Source organism: Streptomyces collinus (assembly GCF_031348265.1).
GTDB lineage: Bacteria > Actinomycetota > Actinomycetes > Streptomycetales > Streptomycetaceae > Streptomyces > Streptomyces collinus.
In genome coordinates, this window is the sequence record NZ_CP133771.1 from 8,464,549 (window position 1) to 8,480,757 (window position 16,209).

Below are 16,209 nucleotides of genomic sequence, written 5' to 3' on the forward strand. Positions count from 1 at the left end.
TCTTCACAGAGCCTGCGGCGGGGGCCCCGGAGACCATTGGTGCCCCGCACGGCCGCCGCACCCTCCCCCGCGGGCCCCTCAGTGGCGCAGTTCCACCGAGAGGTGCGAGGACAGCGAGCGGAGGAAGTCGGCCGCGTCGAAGATCTCGCCGGCGGAGACGACACCGGCCGTCCGGGTCCGCCCGGTGAGGATGCGGTGCACTGCCTCCACCGCGAGGGGCGCCGTGACCGCGTAGATGTCCCGCCCTCGCGCCACGGCGCGCCGTTCGGCGCCGCCGGAGCGCACGACGACGTCGACGAGGAAGGTCTGTGCGGACCGCCCGTGTTCGTCGACCGCGGTCGGCGTCGGGGTGCCGGGCGCCGACACGTCCCGGGCGGCCTCGGCCGTCATGTAGGTGCGCACCTCGGGGACGGCGAGGTGGCTGGGGATGGTGACGACGTCGGCCATCGTGAACTCCCCGATGACCTCCCGGGAGCCCACGGGCTCGGGGAAGGGCCACTGGAGGGTCGTGGCCTGGTCCCGGCGGTAGTCCAGCCGCCCGTTCCGGTACACCACGCGCGCACCGCCCCGCCGCTCCCGGGAGACCGCGCCGGCGGCCCGTGTCCCGTCCGTGGGCTGCCAACCGCTCAGCGCGTACGCCACGTGCGCCTCGTCGGCACCGGTCCAGTCGCCCATCGCCGCGGTGGCCAGCAGGTCACCGAGCGCGCCGAAGAACGCCATCGCCGGGACGATCACCGCTCCCGCGGCGCGGGCGCGGTCCGCGAAGTGCGCGAGCGTGTCCGCGTTCGCCTCGATCTCGGCCGCCACGTCGACATACGGGACGCCGGCGCGCAGGGCCGCCTCGATCACCGGAGCGGCCGTCGTGGCGAACGGCCCGGCACAGTTGACCACCGCCGCCGCCCCGGCCAGCGCGCGGTCGAGCGCGTCCGGATCGTCGACGGCCGCCGGACGGACCTCCAGCCCGGGATACGACGCCGCCAGCGCCTTGAGTTTCACCTCGTCGCGGCCCGAGAGGACCGGGACGAACCCGCGCTCCAGCAGTTCCGCCACCATGAACCGCCCGGTGTGACCGTACGCGCCGAATACCGTCACTGTCTGACCCGGTCCCATGAGCTCTCCCCTGTGCTCGACTGATCAACTGAGACCATCCTGACGGCGACGGACATCCGATCGTGAGTGTCCGGAACGACACGTGCCATACAATTACGGACATGACCACTGTCGCGCTGGCCGCCACCGACGGGATGCTGCACTTCGAACTGGCCCTGGCCCACGAGGTGTTCGCCGCCGCCCCGGCCGGCGTGACCGGCCCCTGGTACGACCTCATGGTCTGCGGCCCGGCCGCCGTGCACATCGGCCGGTTCCGGCTGGAACCCGATGCAGGCCTCGACCGGCTCCGCCACGCCGGCACCGTGATCGTCCCCGGCTGGGCCGACGTCGACGAAGATCCGCCCGCAGGCCTGGTCGACGCGGTGCGCGAGGCCCACGAGGCGGGTGCGCGGGTGGTCTCCCTGTGTACGGGCGCGTTCGTACTGGCCGCGGCAGGGCTTCTCGACGGGCTGCGCGCCACCACGCACTGGGCGCACACCGGCGAACTGGCCGCCCGTCACCCCCTGGTGGAGGTCGACCCGGACGTGCTGTACGTCGACAACGGCAGGGTGCTCACCTCCGCCGGCAAGGCCGCCGCACTGGATCTGTGCCTGCACCTCGTCCGGCTCGACCTGGGCTCGTCGGTCGCCAACGCCGTCGCCCGCCGCCTGGTCGTACCCCCGCACCGGGCAGGCGGCCAGGCCCAGTTCGTCACCAGCCCGGTGCCCGACCGGGACGACCACCCGCTCGCCGCCCTCTTCCCCTGGATCATCGAGCGGCTCGACCAGCCGCTGACCGTGGAGGACCTGGCCCGCCGGGCCGGAATGAGCTCCCGCCACCTGGGCCGGCACTTCAGAGCGGTCACCGGCACGACCCCTCTGCAGTGGCTGCTGACCCAGCGCATCCGGCACGCCCAGGAACTGCTGGAGAAGACCGACGACAGCGTCGACACCATCGCGGCGGCCACCGGCATGGGGACCGCCACGACGCTGCGCCGCCACTTCAACCGCACGGTCGGCGTGCCCCCGGACACGTACCGCAGGACGTTCCGCTCGCGGGCACGCTGATCCCGGCGAGCTACGCCCTGCTGCCGTCGTGCAGGACAGCCAGCGCCCCCTGCGCGCGGGTGCCGTCCGGCGCCTCCCAGGAGCCGGAGACATGGCCGATCGCACCCTGCGGAGGCACGAACAGGCCGTCCGCAGCGGGTGGCAGGGCCCGGTGCACGCGGAGGAACGGGCCCTGCGGTGTGGTCAGCGCGGTGCCGTCCCGGTCGTCGGTGACGGTGAAGTCCGGGGAGAGGGAGCCTTCTTCGGCGCGGGAGACGACGACATCCTGAGCGGGCGTGTCGCTGACGTTCTGGTCCTGGGCCTGCGCCCGCCCCTCGATCAGGGCCGCCAACCGGGCGACCAGCACGGGATCATGACAGCCGTCGTAGGCCCAGCGCTGCCCCAGCACCCCGTGCTCCATCGTGCCGACGAGAGCGTGTTCCGCCCCTTCGAGCGGGGCACCGCGATAGGCCAGCGGCACCAGGTACGCGACCGGCCGAGGGCCGGAGGCGTCGGTGACCACCATGAACTCGATCCCCACCTCGCCCTGCGGATCGTCGAGCCGGAAGCCGCCCGCCTTCGCCAACTCCGGTTCCCCCGTGCCGCGGTACCACGGACGGGACGGCAGCCAGGCGGTGAGCAGTTCCAGCTTGGTCGGCTTCAGGGTGGTGTGGTGGATGACGGCCATGCCGAGGGTTCCCTTCCGATGCGTCGTACGGGCGATCAAACCTTCGCATCCGCGCGGCGCGTGCGGGGCCCCGGAGTGCTCACCGACGGCGGCGTCACCGTCCTCGGCGGTGCGCCCACCGTCAACCGCTACCCCGCGGGCGGCGGGCCGGGTCACACCCGTGACCTACCTCGTGCCGACCTGAGCGCTCGGAAGACCGGAGAAGATCACTCCCGGGTCGGACGGAGCCTCGTTCAGCACCCACAGGCCGATCAGCGTGGCCAGCGCGAACACGACGGTGATGAGCACCGCGAGGACGAGCCGGCGACGGCGTTCGCGCCGGAGCCACTCGCCGCGTGCCGTGCGGTAGGCGTCAGGGGCGGCCCGCACCCCGCCGGCGAGGGCGGCCAGGGCCTCGGTCAGCTCCCGCTCCGTACGGTCCGGATCGGTGTGGTTCATCGCCGGGCCTCCATCGCCTGGGTCAGCGCGGCCAGACCGCGCGCCGTGTGTGTCTTCACCGAACCGGAGGAGATGCCCATCGCGGCGGCGATCTCGCCCTCCTTCAGTCCGAGCCAGTGCCGCAGCACGAGTGCCTCGCGCTGCCGGGCCGGCAACTGCTGCAGCGCGTCGATCAGGACGCGCTGGTCGTCGCGGAGCAGCGCCGCGCTCTCGGCGGAGACGACGGTCTCCTCCGGCGGACTCTCCACGTGCTTGCGGGCGACCTGGAGGTGCCGGATGCGCATCCGGGTCAGATTGCACACCGTGGAGCGCAGATACGCCTCCGCCGCCTCGATGTCCCTCAGGCGCCGCCACTTCCGGTAGATCTGGTAGTACGCCTCGGCCACCACGTTCTCCGGGTCGTCCGCGCCCAGCAGCACCGCCAGGCGCAGCATCGAGGCGTAGTGCAGCTCGAAGAGCCCGGCGAGTCCGGCCTCGCGCTCCCGTTCCGCGGGGTCGGCCGGCGCGGGCGCCAGCGCCTCGACTTCGGGCTCCGGCACGGGTATCGGGTGTCTGTGTCTCACTGCTGGTTCGCTCCCGTCTCCGGACGCCGCCTGACGGTCAGGCGGGACGGCAGGTCGGTCAGGTCGGCGCCGCGCGGGACGCCGAGACGTTCGAGTACGGCGGTGCCGGCCACCGCGACGATCAGGTTGAGCAGCAGGGCGGCCAGTCCGGCGTAGATCTCCAGCGGCCCGGAACCGAAGCCCACGATGGACGAGAAGCCCTCGCGGACGACCAGGTACGTCCCGGCCGCCATGCCCACGCCCCACCCGGCGAGCAGCGCCAGCGGGTGCAGCCGCCCGGTGAACAGCCCCACGGCGACGGCCGGGAAGATCTGCAGGATCCAGACCCCGCCGAGCAGCTGGAGGTTGATCGCGTCCTGGTCGCGCAGCCCGAAGACGAACGCGACCGCCCCGGCCTTCGCGATGAGCGAGACGGCCTTGGCGATGCGGACCTGCCGTTTGGGCGTGGCCGTCGGATGCACGTACTCGACGTACACGTTGCGGACGAAACTGGTGGCGGCCGCGATCGACATCACCGCCGCCGGGACCAGCGCCCCGACGGTGATCGCGCCGAACACCAGCCCGGCCAGCGGCCCCGGCATCAGCCGGTCGACCAGCATCGGCACGGCCGCCTCCGCCCCGCCCTCCGGCGCCCGCACCCCGGCCGCGAGCGCCGCGAAGCCGAGGACGCCGAAGAGCGCGAGCAGTCCCGTCCAGGCGGGCAGCGCCACCGCGACCTTGCGCAGGGTGCGCGGCCCGTCGGCGGCGAACCCCGCCGTCAGCACGTGCGGGTACATCATCAGGGCGAGCGCCGAACCGAGCGCGAGGGTGGCGTAGGCCGGTTGCTGGGCCGGGGTCAGCGCCAGCGCGTCGCCGCCGAGCCGTCGGGCCGCTCCGTCGAAGACGGCACCCGGACCGCCGAGCCGCTCCAGGACCAGCCAGGTGACCGCGGTGAGCGACACGAAGACGGCCACCGCCTTCAGCGCCGAGATGACGGTGGGTGCCCGCAGCCCGTGCCGGTACGTGGCCACGGCGAGTCCCGCGAACAGCGCCACCATCACCAGATCCCCGGCGGCACCGCGCGGGTACACCTCGCCGGCCGTCAGCACGGCTCGTATGCCGAGCAGCTGGAGCGCCAGGTAGGGCATGGTCGCGAGGATCCCGGTCAGTGCGACCACCAGGGCGAGGGGCGGTGACCCGTACCGTCCGCGGACGAAGTCGGCGACGGTGATGTAGCCGTGGGCGCGGGCCACGGTCCACAGCCGGCTCAGCAGCACGAAGGCGAGCGGGGAGACGATCACCGTGTACGGCACGGCGAAGAACGCCGCGGCGCCGTTGCCGTACGCCAGACCCGGCACGGCGGTGAAGGTGTACGCGGTGAAGATCGTGCCGCCCAAGAGGAACCAGGTCCACACCGGGCCCAGGCTGCGGTCGGCCAGCGCCCAGCCTTCCAGGGACGGCAGCCGGCCGCTGGGCCGCAGGCGCCGCGCGGTGACGGCGAGCAGCGACGCTCCGCCGGTCACGGCGAGGAACGTCGCGGTCATGGTGCCGTCGGCCATGGGTCACCGTCCTTGGTGTGCCTGATCCCTCGCGCAAGAGTTGCGCGGCGGCCCGGATCGGAGGACACGGAACCGGCGGAAAATCCTCTGGAAGTTCGCTGTCAACCGGTTCCGGGGGGTGGGCAACTCTTGCACAGACCCACAGCGAGCGGGAGAGCCGCCGCTTCGCTGATCCCCCGGGCACCTCGGGTCACGAGGTGTCCCGCACCGCCCTGGTGAGGAGCCGCCATGCCTGCGTCCACCCTGCCCGAATCCGGCCCGACCGCGCCCGAAAAGTCGCGTATATCACTTCGATCCGCCCTGCTGTGGACCGGCGTCGCCCTGCTCGGCGCCGTCGCCTGGGGCGTCCTCGCGCTCGCCCGAGGCGAGAAGATCTCCGCGGTCTGGCTGGTGGTCGCCGCGCTCGGCTCGTACGCCATCGCCTACCGCTTCTACGCGCGGTTCATCGCCCGCCGGGTACTCCGGCCGGACGACCGCCGGGCCACGCCCGCCGAGCGCCTGGAGGACGGCGTCGACTTCCAGCCGACCGACCGCCGCGTGCTGCTCGGCCACCACTTCGCCGCGATCGCCGGCGCCGGGCCGCTGGTGGGCCCGGTGCTCGCGGCCCAGATGGGCTATCTCCCGGGCACCCTCTGGATCGTCGCCGGGGTGATCTTCGCCGGGGCGGTGCAGGACATGGTGGTGCTGTTCCTGTCCATGCGCCGGGACGGCACGTCGCTCGGCCAGATGGCCCGCGACGAGATCGGCCGGGCGGGCGGGGCGGCCGCCCTGGTCGCGGTGTTCGCCATCATGATCATTTTGCTCGGTGTGCTCGCCCTGGTGGTCGTGAACGCCCTGGCCCACTCCCCGTGGGGCACGTTCTCCGTCGCCATGACCATCCCCATCGCCCTCTTCATGGGCTTCTGGATGCACCGCGTCCGTCCCGGCAGGGTCGTCGAGACCAGCCTCATCGGCGTGGCGCTGCTGCTCCTGGCGATCGTCGGCGGCGGCTGGGTGCAGAACTCCTCCCTCGCCGGCACGTTCACCCTCAGCCCCACCACCCTCGTCTTCTGCCTGATCGGCTACGGCTTCGTCGCCTCGGTGCTGCCGGTGTGGATGCTGCTGGCGCCGCGCGACTACCTCTCCACCTTCATGAAGATCGGCACGATCGCCCTGCTCGCGGTGGGCGTGATCGTGGCCGCGCCCGTGCTCAGGGCCGACGCGGTGAGCGACTTCGCGACGTCGGGAGCGGGCCCGGTCTTCGCGGGGGCGCTGTTCCCCTTCCTCTTCATCACGATCGCCTGCGGCGCGCTGTCCGGCTTCCACGCCCTGGTCTCCTCCGGAACGACCCCGAAGCTCATCCAGAAGGAGTCCCAGGTCCGGCTGATCGGCTACGGCGCGATGCTGATGGAGTCGTTCGTCGCGATCATGGCGCTGATCGCCGCGGCGACGCTGGAGCCGGGCCTGTACTACGCGATGAACGCACCGGCCGGTCTGCTGGGCGCGACCGCCGAGTCCGCGTCCCACGCGGTGGCGGGCCTCGGCTTCACCATCACCCCCGACCAGCTCACCCAGGCCGCGAAGGCGGTCGAGGAACACACCCTGATCGCCCGCTCCGGCGGCGCCCCGACCCTCGCGGTCGGCATGTCGGAGATCTTCTCCGGGGTCTTCGGCGGGGCTGCCATGAAGGCCTTCTGGTACCACTTCGCGATCATGTTCGAGGCACTGTTCATCCTGACCACGGTGGACGCCGGCACCCGCGTCGGCCGCTTCATGCTCCAGGACATGCTCGGCAACGTCTGGAAGCCCATCGGCCGGGTCAACTGGAAGCCCGGCATCTGGCTGTGCAGCGGCCTGGTCGTCGCCGCCTGGGGCTACTTCCTCTACACCGGCGCCACCGACCCGCTCGGCGGGATCAACCAGCTCTTCCCGCTCTTCGGCATCGCCAACCAGCTGCTCGCCGCCATCGCCCTCGCCGTCTGCACCACCGTCCTCGTCAAGTCCGGGCGGCTGCGCTGGGCCTGGGTCACCGGCGTTCCCCTCGCCTGGGTCACCGCGATCACCTTCACCGCCGGCTGGCAGAAGGTCTTCTCCGCCGACCCGAAGATCGGCTTCTTCGCCCAACGGGCCCACTACGCCGACGCCCTGGACGCCGGGCAGATCCTCGCCCCCGCCAAGACGACCGCCGACATGCACACCGTGGTCACCAACTCCACCGTCGACGGCGTCCTCATCGCCCTCTTCCTGCTCCTGGTCGCCGTGGTGATCGGCAACGCGGCGGTGGTCTGCGTGCGCGCGATACGGTCCGCGACGCCGCTGCCGACCACCGAGGCCCCGTACGTCGAATCACGCATCGACGCACCCGGCGACCCCGTCGAGCCCCTGGCCGGAGCCCGCTCGTGAGGATCCGGCACTGGGCTCGGGCGGTGCGCTGGTATCTGCGCGAGCTGACCGGAGAGGCCGAGTACGACCGCCACTGCGAGCGGCACCGACGTCACCATCCGCTCGCCCCGGTGCCCACCCGCCGGGAGTACCAGGTGCTGCGCACCCGGCATCAGGAGGCCCGCACCCGCAGCCGCTGCTGCTGAAGGGCTCCCGCGGCACCGCACGGGCTCACCTGCCCACGGTGCCGCGGAAGTCGCGGACGGCGAGGGAGAGGAGCGGCCGATGCCGGGCGAGGACGGACAGCGGAGCGCCCGCGCCGAGGGCATCTCCGGGCTGCCGGCCCGCCGCCCCGTCGAGCGACCGCCCCCGGACGCCGGGCCCGGTCGTGACGCGGCTGCGGCCGAGGGCCGGCCGTCCGCTGATCCGCATGGGCACGCGGCACTCCGTACCGTCGGGCAGTTGCTGGACCAGATGGGCGCGGGCAGGCAGCCGGAAGGGCAGCCGCAGCACGTCCCGGTAGGTGACGCGGACCGGCGGAATGCCGTCGGCGGTCAGTTCGCCCCGGCTGCCCCGGCCGTCCGCGCGGAGCGCGATCACGCCCTGCTCCTTCGGGATACCCCACAGGGCGCGTCCCCCGGCCAGGGAGCGCTCGTCGTCGACCCAGGCGGCCACGGTGCTGCCGGCGAGGCTGCGGCCGTGGCGAACGGCCAGGGCGATGAGGAATTCGCGGTAGGCGAGGACGCCGCCGGGCCGGTAGTCCACCCAGAAGGTCAGCAGGGTGGCACGGCGCCGCACGATCCAGGGGCTGACCCCGTGGGGCAGGGGCCAGGGCGGCAGTTCGTCCGCCGGGACGCGGCACAGCGAGACGACCATGTCGCCGGTGAGGTGCCACGGTGAAGGAGGAAAAGGCACGGCTGGTCGTTCCACGGCGTGATACCGACTTCCTCGGCTCGGACTCGTACGGCCGATCTTCCCACCCCCGGCCTGATGGTCGAGGTCCTCGCGGCCAGGTGGGCCGCCATGCGGTGTGCCCGGGAGAGGTTCGTCGTCCACACGCCGGCCGCGAGGCCGTAGTCGGTGTCGTTGGCCAGGCGTACGACCTCGTCCTCGGTGTCGAACGACATGACTGCCGAGGCCGCCGTCGGTGGCCCGGCCGCCGGTGAGCGCCCGGGCGCCTTCGCCGCGTCCGAGGTCGACGTACCCGGCGACCTTGTCGCGCTGGTCCTCGAAGGCCAGCGGGCCGAGTTCCGTCTTCTCGTCCAGGGGGTCCCCGATGCGGATGGTCCGGGCGCGCTCGGTGACCCGCTCCAGCAGCTCGTCGTAGACCGACCGGTGCGCGAACACCCGGCTGCCCGCGATACAGGTCTGCCCGGCCGCGGCGAAGATGCCGGCGACGACGCCCATCGCGGCGTTCGGGATGTTGGCGTCCTCGATTTGGAGACGGCCCGAGAGGCGACCGTGATTCAGACCCCGACCACGATCGGGAGTGCGTCCGTCCGGCCGTAAGCGAGGATGCGCGTGAGTGCCTGCTTCATGTGGGCTGTGTCCGCGGCCGGTGCATGCAGCACTGCCTCGACCACCGGATCATCCAGGAACAGGGCTTCCAAGGAATCGGGGTCGAGCGTGACCCGCAGGATGTCTCCTTCCAGCTCCGTGCCTTGGCCGGGGGTGACAACGCAGTACGAGTCGCAGCCGTTGCGGATGTTCTGCGCATCAGGTTCCTCGAAGCCACACTGGAACTCGAGCGCGAAGCCTTCTCCGCTTTCTGACTCGGCAACTCCGGCAGTCAGGGCATAGACGTCCGGCCCCGGCTCGTGCCACCCGTAGGCGATCTTCGCAGTGAATCTGTAGGTCACACGCGTGTTCTACCAGGGCCTGCAACGGCCGATCGTGAACTACTGCAGAACCCTGTGCCACAGGACGCACCGAACGACGAGCAGCAATTGCGACTCGCCGGTTCTGGCGTGAACGAATCGGATCGGGGCTCCGTATGCTTATCCGATCGAGGTGCGTATCCGGACGAATTTCTCGATCTTCATGCGGTTTGTGCTTAAGGGCCGCGAGTGCCGCGGCCCCGGGGGGATGCGAGGCGACCATGGCGACGGCGAGCAACACGGTGCGCAGAGGCACCGTGCTTCCAGTGGACGCGGCGCGCTGGGCGATGTGGACCTTCGTCATCGCCAACGCGGTGATCGTCGAGGTGCTGTTCCTCAGCGCCGGTTCGGGCAAGAACGGGGTGCTCACGATCGCCAAGTTCTTCGGACTGCATGCAGCCCTGCTGATGCTGTTCCAATTGCTGCTGGTGGCCCGGATGCCGTGGCTGGACCGCCGTATCGGGATGGACCGGCTCACGGTGTGGCACCGCTGGGTCGGGTTCCTGTTGCTGTGGACCGTCCTCACCCACGCCACGCTGGTGGTGCTCGGGTACGCGAACCTCGACGACGCGTCCATGGGGAAGACGTTCGTCGCACTGAGCGGAGTGCCGGCTTCCCTGCTGGGCATGCTCGCCGCGGCCGTCATCGTCGTGATCGCCGTGATCTCCACCCGGCCCCTGCGGCGGCGACTGCGGTATGAGGTCTGGCACGGTCTGCACCTGCTGCTCTACGTGGCCCTGGGCCTGTCGTTCGTCCACCAGTTGGAGGAGACCACGACCTTCGCGTCCTCCGCGTTCGCCACGGCCTACTGGTGGATTCTGTGGCTGCTGGCTTTCGGCGCCCTGCTGACGGGGCGTGTCGCCATGCCGTTGTGGCGCAATGCCTACCACCGGTTCAGTGTCGCGGCCGTGGTTCCGGAGTCGGACCACGTGGTCTCCGTGTACATCACCGGCCGGCACCTCGACAAACTCCCGGCCCGGGCGGGGCAGTTCTGCATCTGGCGGTTCCCCGGGCACAACCACTGGTGGCTGGCCAATCCGTTCTCCCTGTCGGCGGCGCCGGGCGGACAGGGGCTGCGCCTGACGGCGAAGGCGGCGGGCAATGTCAGTGCCGGCCTGCGGAACCTCCCGGTCGGCAGCCGCGCCTTCGTCGAGGGACCGTACGGGGCGTTCACCTCGCTGCACCGGACCCGGCCCGGCACCCTGCTGATCGCCGGGGGCGTGGGGATCACGCCTGTGCGGGCCATGCTGGAGGAGCAGGCGACCGGCGACGTCGTCGTGCTGTACCGGGTGCGCAGCGAGGCCGACGCGGTGCTGCTGAACGAGGTGCGCGACCTGGTCGCGCTACGGGGCGGACGGCTGCACCTGCTCACCGGCAGAACCGGCGAGGGCGGCACCCCGCCGTTCGGCCCGGACAGTCTGCACCGGCTGGTCCCCGACATCACCGAACGCGACGTGTACGTCTGCGGCCCGCCCGCCATGACCAGGGCCGTGCTCGCCGGCCTGCGAGACCTCCGGGTCCCCGCGCGACAGGTGCACGCCGAGAAGTTCAATCTGGCCTGACCCGGGAAGGGGAACGTTCCTCGAACTCGCCTGCTGCCTCATCGCTCACCGGCAACTCGGACCGGCAACTCGGACCGGCATCTCTGCGGCGGATGTGGGGCACCGCGGACGAAGGCATCGACTTGACCTGATGGCTCGTCAGTAAGTCGGCAAGGGGCCGGCATCGGTCCTGCGCACCCTGCGAAAGCTTGCCGGACAGGAGAGCCGCAGCAGGGATGCCGTGGTGTGCCCGGCTCCTGAAGGTGCAGGTCGCGGCGGACGGCCAACTGCCCTGCTGCGCCCCGCGATCCATCCTGCCCGCTTCCGATCAACCCCGCTCACCCCCCGCCCGCTTCCCTGCACATTCCTTTGGAAAATGCCAAAGCGTTCACCTGGGCCAAGCACGGTGCGTAGTGTCGTGCTCACGTTCGCGGGAACGGCCGTGCAGGGGGAGGGGATTCGGCGTGCCCGGAATCGACGAGAGTCTGCTGGACGCCATGCGACTGCAAGGTGCTCGAGGGGCGTCGGTGGTCGATTGGATCAGTGGTCTTGCGCTGGGAGCGGTGGGTGACGCGCCTGGTGGCGATGTGGAGGCGACGGCTGCGGAAACCGCCGAACTCGCCCGCCTCGCCACCGAGAGCGGCGCGCTCGCCCTGACCGGCAAGGGCCCGGGCGGGCCGCCCGACGACGACTCGGGCGGACCGTCCGACGCGGCCTCCGGCAAGGAGCCCCCCGTACAGGATCTGATCATCACGAACGCCGACTCGTACCACCTGCTCAGGTTCGTCACCACGACCTTCGACAGCACGGTGTTCGTGCACCTGTGGCTGGACCGTGACGAAGGAAACCTGGCCCTGGCCCGCATCCGGCTGGCCGAGATGGCGGACCGGCTGGTGCTCGGATGACCACGCCGACCGGGACCCTGCGCACCGGCGAACCCGCCTCGGCCCGGCTCGGCACCCTCGCCGAGCAGGGCGCGACCGGCGCCCTGTCCACCGAGACGGGGATCGTCTACCTCGCCGCGGGACATGTCGTCCACGTCGAGTCCGCCGTCACCCCCGACCTCGGCGACCTGCTCACCCACAGCGGCGCACTCGCCCCGGACGGCTGGTGGGAGGCGATCGACCAGGCAGGCCGCCGCTGCCGTGTCGGACGGCAACTGGTCGACAGCGGCCACCTCGCCGCCGGCGCGCTCGAACTGTGCCACCTGGGCGCCCTCTTCGACGCGGCGTACTTCGTCCTCGCCCACGACGGCCCGGCGCTCCGCTTCCGGCCCGGTGCCGCTCACTGGCTCGGCGCGGTCCGTTCCGTACCGGTGGACACCGTCCTACGCGAGTCCAGACGCCGCCGTGAACTGCTGCACCGCATATGGCCCGAGCCCGCCGTCGACCGCGCGCCCCTCGCCCGGGTGCCCGGACCGGACGCCGCCGACCTGCCGGTCCGCCGCGGCCGGACCCTCGCCCAGGTCGACGGCGTCCGCACCGCCGCCCAGATCGCCACCGCCCTTGCCTGCCGCACCTTCCACACCCTCGTCGAGCTCCGCCGTCTCGCGGCCGCGGGGCTGGTCACGCCCGTGGCCCCCCTGGTTCCCGTCCCCACCTCCGCCCCAGCCCCAGCCCCAGCGTCCGCCCCCGCCACCGTGTCCGCCGAGCCGGGCCCCTCACCTCGTCCCGCGGCACCGGACGAGCCCGACACCGCACTGCTGCGACGGCTCCTGCACGCCTTGGAGGCACTGTGATCCGCGCGCGAAGACAGCGTGCCGAAAGGAGACTGCTCATGGCCGTCGAGACCGACGTCCTGGACGAACTGCGTCGGCTCCGCACCCGCATACCCCGGCTGACGGGCTCCCTCGCGGCCACCGTCGACGGACTCGTCCTCGCCCACGACGTGCCGGGCACCGAGCCGGAGGGACTCGCGGCGCTGACCGCCGCCGCCCTCGGCGTCGCCTACCGCATGACCGACGCCGCCGCCCGGGGTGACTTCCGCGAACTGCTGGTGCGGGGCTCCGGAGGCTACGTCGCGACCTACGCCGCCGGAACCACCGCCGTGCTCACCCTCCTCGCCGAGGACCGCGTCAACGTCGGCCGTCTGCACCTCGAAGGCCGGCGCAGCGGTGCCCGGATCGCCGACCTGGTGGCCACGGGCGTGGGCCCGGGCACCGGCCGCCACGCCGACCGGCCGGCACCCGAAGAGCACCTCGCCACGGTGCCCCCGGCCGCCGACCGTCCCATCGGCACCCTCCCGGTACGCACCCCGCAGCGGCCCACACACCAGCCGCGCCCGCAGACCGGCATCTGAGCCACCTGAACTACCAGCCCCACTGAGCCACCAGCCCCACCGAGCCACCAGCCCCACAGAGCCACCAGCCCCACAGAGCCACCAGCCCCACCGAACCGCCAGACCCACCGAACCTTCCGACCCACCGAAGTAGCAGACCGAAGGAAAGGAACCGAGCGCATGGCCAACACGGAGACCGCGCTGAAGGAATGCCTGAGCTCCATCGACGGAGCGACGGCCGTCGCACTCGTCGACTACACCAGCGGCATGGCCCTCGGCACCCTCGGAGGCAGCAAGGACTTCAACCTGGAAGTCGCCGCCGCGGGCAACACCGACGTCGTGCGGTCCAAGCTGCGCACCATGGAGCACCTGGGACTGAAGGAGGAGATCGAGGACATCCTCATCACCCTGAACACCCAGTACCACCTCATCCGCCTCCTGAAGGGCCGCGGAGGCAGCGGACTCTTCCTCTACCTCGTGCTCGACGGGAGCCGGGCCAACCTCGCCATGGCCCGCCACCAGTTGCGCCGCATCGAGGCCGACCTGGAGGTCTGAACCGGCACCAACCTACGGGAGCCCTCCGCCACGGACACGTCGCGGAGGGCTCCGGCACGCCGCACGGCGACGGCCCGCGCGCGGCCGGCCGCGTCTACGGTGAGTGCCATGACGGCACCTCTGGACGTGCTCGTCGTGGGCGCGGGCCCCACCGGGCTCGCCCTCGCGACGCAACTGCGCGCCTGCGAAACCCCGTTCCGGATCGTCGACCGATCACTGGACCGCGCGCGGGAGTCACGCGCCCCCGCGATCCAGCCGCGCACCCTGGAGATGCTGTCCGCGTTCGGCGTGGCGGACGACCTCGTCGAGCGGGGCAGTACGGCCGTCCGGCTGCACCTGCATCTGCCCCGACGGGTGCTGCGCGTCCCGGTGTTCGACGTCGGCTGCGACGACACGCCGTACCCCTTCCTGCTGTTCCTCCCGCAGTCGGAGACGGAAGCCGCTCTGACGGCTCATCTGGCCGAGCGGGACGTGACGGTGGAGCGGGGCACCGAACTGCTCGGCGCCGCACCGGAGGGCGAGTACGTCACCTGCCGCCTGCGACGCAGCGACGGGACCGAGGAGACCGTACGGGCCCGCTATGTCGTCGGCTGCGACGGAGCACACAGCACCGTGCGCGCCCGGGCGGGCATCGCCTTCGAGGGTTACGCCTATCCTCAGACGTTCCTGCTGGCGGACCTGGAAGCCGACGGGCTGGAGCAGGGCGCCGCGCACACGTACCTGACGGCGGCCGGGCTGCTGTTCTTCTTCCCGCTCGGCACTCCGGCCACCTGGCGGATGATCGCGATGCAGCCGCCGGGCGCCCCCGGCGGAGAGGTGACCCTGGAGCTTCTCCAGCGGATCGCCGACGACTGGACGCCCGACAAGCCGTCCCTGCACGACCCGGTCTGGATGACGAGCTTCCGCATCCACAACCGCGGCGCCACCCACTACCGCAAGGGCCCGTTCTTCCTCGCGGGCGACGCGGCGCACATCCACAGCCCGGCCGGTGGACAGGGCATGAACACCGGCATCCAGGACGCGCTCAACCTCGGCTGGAAACTCGCCCACGTCTGCCGCGGGGCCGCACCGGAGGAGTTGCTGGAGACGTACGAGGCCGAGCGCGCCCCGGTCGGCCACGGCGTACGCAGGCTCACCGACCGCGCGTTCACCGTCGGTACGAGCGGCCACCCGGCTCTGCGGCTGGCGCGGACGCGCCTCGCCCCGCACCTGGCCCCGCTGCTCCTGCGCGCGACCGGTGCCCGGGCACGCCTGTTCCGTACGGTGTCCGAACTCGGCATCCACTACCGCAGCGGCCCCGCCTCCGCCACCGGGCCGCAGCGCCCGCGGCAGGGCCCCCGCGCGGGGGACCGCCTGCCCGACACCCCGGCCGGGCTCCAGCGGCGCATCGCCGGGCCGGGCTACCACCTTCTGCTCACCGGCCCCGCCCACCACTGGCCCCAGGACCTGCCGCTGGGCGAACGGCACGGCCTGCTGAGCGTGCACCGCCTGGGTACGCGGAGCCCGTGGCCCGGCGTCACCCAGGCCCTCGTACGGCCTGACGGATACGTGGGTCACCTGGCCCGCGGCACCGACCTCACGGCCCTGCGCGCCTACGTGGACCGTTGGCTGCCGGCCTCCTAGGACAGGAGGCCGGCGCCGGTCCGGCAAGGGGCTCAGCCGTGGAAGGTGATGTACCCGTTGCGGTCCGGGTCGGAGCCGCTCTTGGTGTACGAGTGCACGTCGGCACGGCTGCCGGACGGCTTGTACACGTAGATCGTGTCCTTGTCGTTGTTCCACATGAAGTTGCAGTTGTCGCGGTAGACGACGTTCTTGGTGTCGGAGTCGGCCCCGTTGCCGCCGCGCAGCTTCACGTAGTCACCCGGCTGAAGGGTGTGGGTCGCGGTGAAGGTGAACTTGTTCCCCGCCGCGTCCTTCACGACGTACCCCTTGAGGTTCACCGTCGTGGAGCGCGAGTAGTTCTTGATGGTCAGGTACTCCTCGGCGGTGTTCCCGCCCGAGCAGCGGTTCGAGTCACTCCCGGGAGCGTCGTACTGGATGCCCCGGATCTTCAGCGCGGAGTCGTACTCGGCGGCCTGGGCCGGAACCGCCGACAGGGCGGTCAGGGCCCCGGCGGCGAGAGCCGTGGTGGCGACAAGGCGTATGCGCATGGACGTTCGTCCCCCCTGCATGGCCTTCAGGTGAAGGCGATGTGATGGTTCGGTGAAGCATCCGGATCGTACACGCTTCAAGTACG

Annotated in this window: 18 protein-coding genes and 1 pseudogene; 9 read left to right on the forward strand and 10 right to left on the reverse strand. The window is 71.8% G+C overall.

Going from position 1 to position 16,209, the window contains the following annotated elements:
- Positions 1-78: 78 nt before the first annotated feature.
- On the reverse strand, positions 79-1,110 hold the full coding sequence (locus tag RFN52_RS38175; RefSeq protein ID WP_184853483.1) for a saccharopine dehydrogenase family protein: 1,032 nt from the start codon (positions 1,108-1,110) through the stop codon (positions 79-81).
- Positions 1,111-1,211: 101 nt separating this feature from the next.
- Here RFN52_RS38175 and RFN52_RS38180 point away from each other — a divergent pair, with 101 nt between their 5' ends.
- Positions 1,212-2,156: a helix-turn-helix domain-containing protein gene (locus RFN52_RS38180; RefSeq protein WP_184853484.1), complete on the forward strand. Its 945-nt coding sequence runs from the start codon at positions 1,212-1,214 to the stop codon at positions 2,154-2,156.
- Positions 2,157-2,166: 10 nt separating this feature from the next.
- Here the strand turns inward: RFN52_RS38180 and RFN52_RS38185 are convergent, their stop codons facing one another.
- The 4 genes from RFN52_RS38185 to RFN52_RS38200 form a co-directional block, all read right to left on the reverse strand.
- Complete coding sequence (locus RFN52_RS38185; RefSeq protein ID WP_184853485.1) at positions 2,167-2,823, reverse strand: maltokinase N-terminal cap-like domain-containing protein; 657 nt, start codon at positions 2,821-2,823, stop codon at positions 2,167-2,169.
- A 165-nt stretch (positions 2,824-2,988) separates the two neighbouring features.
- Entirely contained in the window at positions 2,989-3,261 is a 273-nt protein-coding gene (locus RFN52_RS38190) for a hypothetical protein (protein WP_184853486.1), read from the reverse strand.
- Positions 3,258-3,806, reverse strand: a complete 549-nt coding sequence (locus RFN52_RS38195; protein ID WP_184854194.1) for a SigE family RNA polymerase sigma factor — start codon at positions 3,804-3,806, stop codon at positions 3,258-3,260. The genes RFN52_RS38190 and RFN52_RS38195 overlap by 4 nt, the downstream gene beginning before the upstream one ends.
- A 14-nt stretch (positions 3,807-3,820) precedes the next feature.
- Complete coding sequence (locus RFN52_RS38200) at positions 3,821-5,362, reverse strand: sodium:solute symporter family protein (protein ID WP_184853487.1); 1,542 nt, start codon at positions 5,360-5,362, stop codon at positions 3,821-3,823.
- A gap of 228 nt (positions 5,363-5,590) precedes the next feature.
- On the opposite strand from RFN52_RS38200, the gene RFN52_RS38205 reads away from it, so the two are divergent.
- Complete coding sequence (locus tag RFN52_RS38205; RefSeq protein ID WP_184853488.1) at positions 5,591-7,744, forward strand: carbon starvation CstA family protein; 2,154 nt, start codon at positions 5,591-5,593, stop codon at positions 7,742-7,744.
- A complete protein-coding gene (locus RFN52_RS38210; RefSeq protein ID WP_184853489.1) occupies positions 7,741-7,929 on the forward strand; it encodes a CstA-like transporter-associated (seleno)protein in 189 nt (62 codons plus the stop codon). The genes RFN52_RS38205 and RFN52_RS38210 overlap by 4 nt, the downstream gene beginning before the upstream one ends.
- A 25-nt stretch (positions 7,930-7,954) precedes the next feature.
- Here the strand turns inward: RFN52_RS38210 and RFN52_RS38215 are convergent, their stop codons facing one another.
- The 4 genes and pseudogenes from RFN52_RS38215 to RFN52_RS38230 all read right to left on the reverse strand — a co-directional run bounded on the left by RFN52_RS38215 (position 7,955) and on the right by RFN52_RS38230 (position 9,582).
- Positions 7,955-8,599, reverse strand: a complete 645-nt coding sequence (locus RFN52_RS38215) for an acetoacetate decarboxylase family protein (protein ID WP_184853490.1) — start codon at positions 8,597-8,599, stop codon at positions 7,955-7,957.
- Positions 8,497-8,850, reverse strand: a complete 354-nt coding sequence (locus RFN52_RS38220; protein ID WP_311241259.1) for an aldehyde dehydrogenase family protein — start codon at positions 8,848-8,850, stop codon at positions 8,497-8,499. Before RFN52_RS38220 ends, RFN52_RS38215 begins: the two co-directional genes overlap by 103 nt.
- An 82-nt stretch (positions 8,851-8,932) precedes the next feature.
- Positions 8,933-9,130: pseudogene (locus RFN52_RS38225) on the reverse strand (aldehyde dehydrogenase family protein); the annotation flags it as partial.
- 59 nt (positions 9,131-9,189) lie between these two features.
- Positions 9,190-9,582 (reverse strand): Imm10 family immunity protein, encoded by a 393-nt coding sequence (locus RFN52_RS38230; RefSeq protein WP_184853491.1) that lies wholly within the window; start codon positions 9,580-9,582, stop codon positions 9,190-9,192.
- 239 nt (positions 9,583-9,821) lie between these two features.
- Between RFN52_RS38230 and RFN52_RS38235 the strand changes: the two genes are divergently transcribed.
- The 6 genes from RFN52_RS38235 (at position 9,822) to RFN52_RS38260 (ending at position 15,596) form a co-directional block, all read left to right on the forward strand.
- Positions 9,822-11,162, forward strand: a complete 1,341-nt coding sequence (locus tag RFN52_RS38235; protein ID WP_184853492.1) for a ferredoxin reductase family protein — start codon at positions 9,822-9,824, stop codon at positions 11,160-11,162.
- A 443-nt stretch (positions 11,163-11,605) separates the two neighbouring features.
- The gene (locus RFN52_RS38240) at positions 11,606-12,046 is read left to right on the forward strand and encodes a hypothetical protein (RefSeq protein WP_184853493.1); all 441 of its coding nucleotides are present in this window, start codon (positions 11,606-11,608) and stop codon (positions 12,044-12,046) included.
- Entirely contained in the window at positions 12,043-12,879 is an 837-nt protein-coding gene (locus tag RFN52_RS38245; RefSeq protein ID WP_184853494.1) for a hypothetical protein, read from the forward strand. Before RFN52_RS38240 ends, RFN52_RS38245 begins: the two co-directional genes overlap by 4 nt.
- Positions 12,880-12,917: 38 nt before the next feature.
- Positions 12,918-13,439, forward strand: a complete 522-nt coding sequence (locus RFN52_RS38250; RefSeq protein ID WP_184853495.1) for a roadblock/LC7 domain-containing protein — start codon at positions 12,918-12,920, stop codon at positions 13,437-13,439.
- A 159-nt stretch (positions 13,440-13,598) separates the two neighbouring features.
- The gene (locus tag RFN52_RS38255; protein ID WP_030847269.1) at positions 13,599-13,973 is read left to right on the forward strand and encodes a roadblock/LC7 domain-containing protein; all 375 of its coding nucleotides are present in this window, start codon (positions 13,599-13,601) and stop codon (positions 13,971-13,973) included.
- A gap of 108 nt (positions 13,974-14,081) precedes the next feature.
- Positions 14,082-15,596, forward strand: a complete 1,515-nt coding sequence (locus RFN52_RS38260; protein WP_184853496.1) for an FAD-dependent monooxygenase — start codon at positions 14,082-14,084, stop codon at positions 15,594-15,596.
- Positions 15,597-15,628: 32 nt separating this feature from the next.
- On the opposite strand, the gene RFN52_RS38265 is transcribed toward RFN52_RS38260, so the two are convergent.
- On the reverse strand, positions 15,629-16,123 hold the full coding sequence (locus RFN52_RS38265) for a lamin tail domain-containing protein (protein ID WP_184853497.1): 495 nt from the start codon (positions 16,121-16,123) through the stop codon (positions 15,629-15,631).
- Positions 16,124-16,209: the final 86 nt, after the last annotated feature.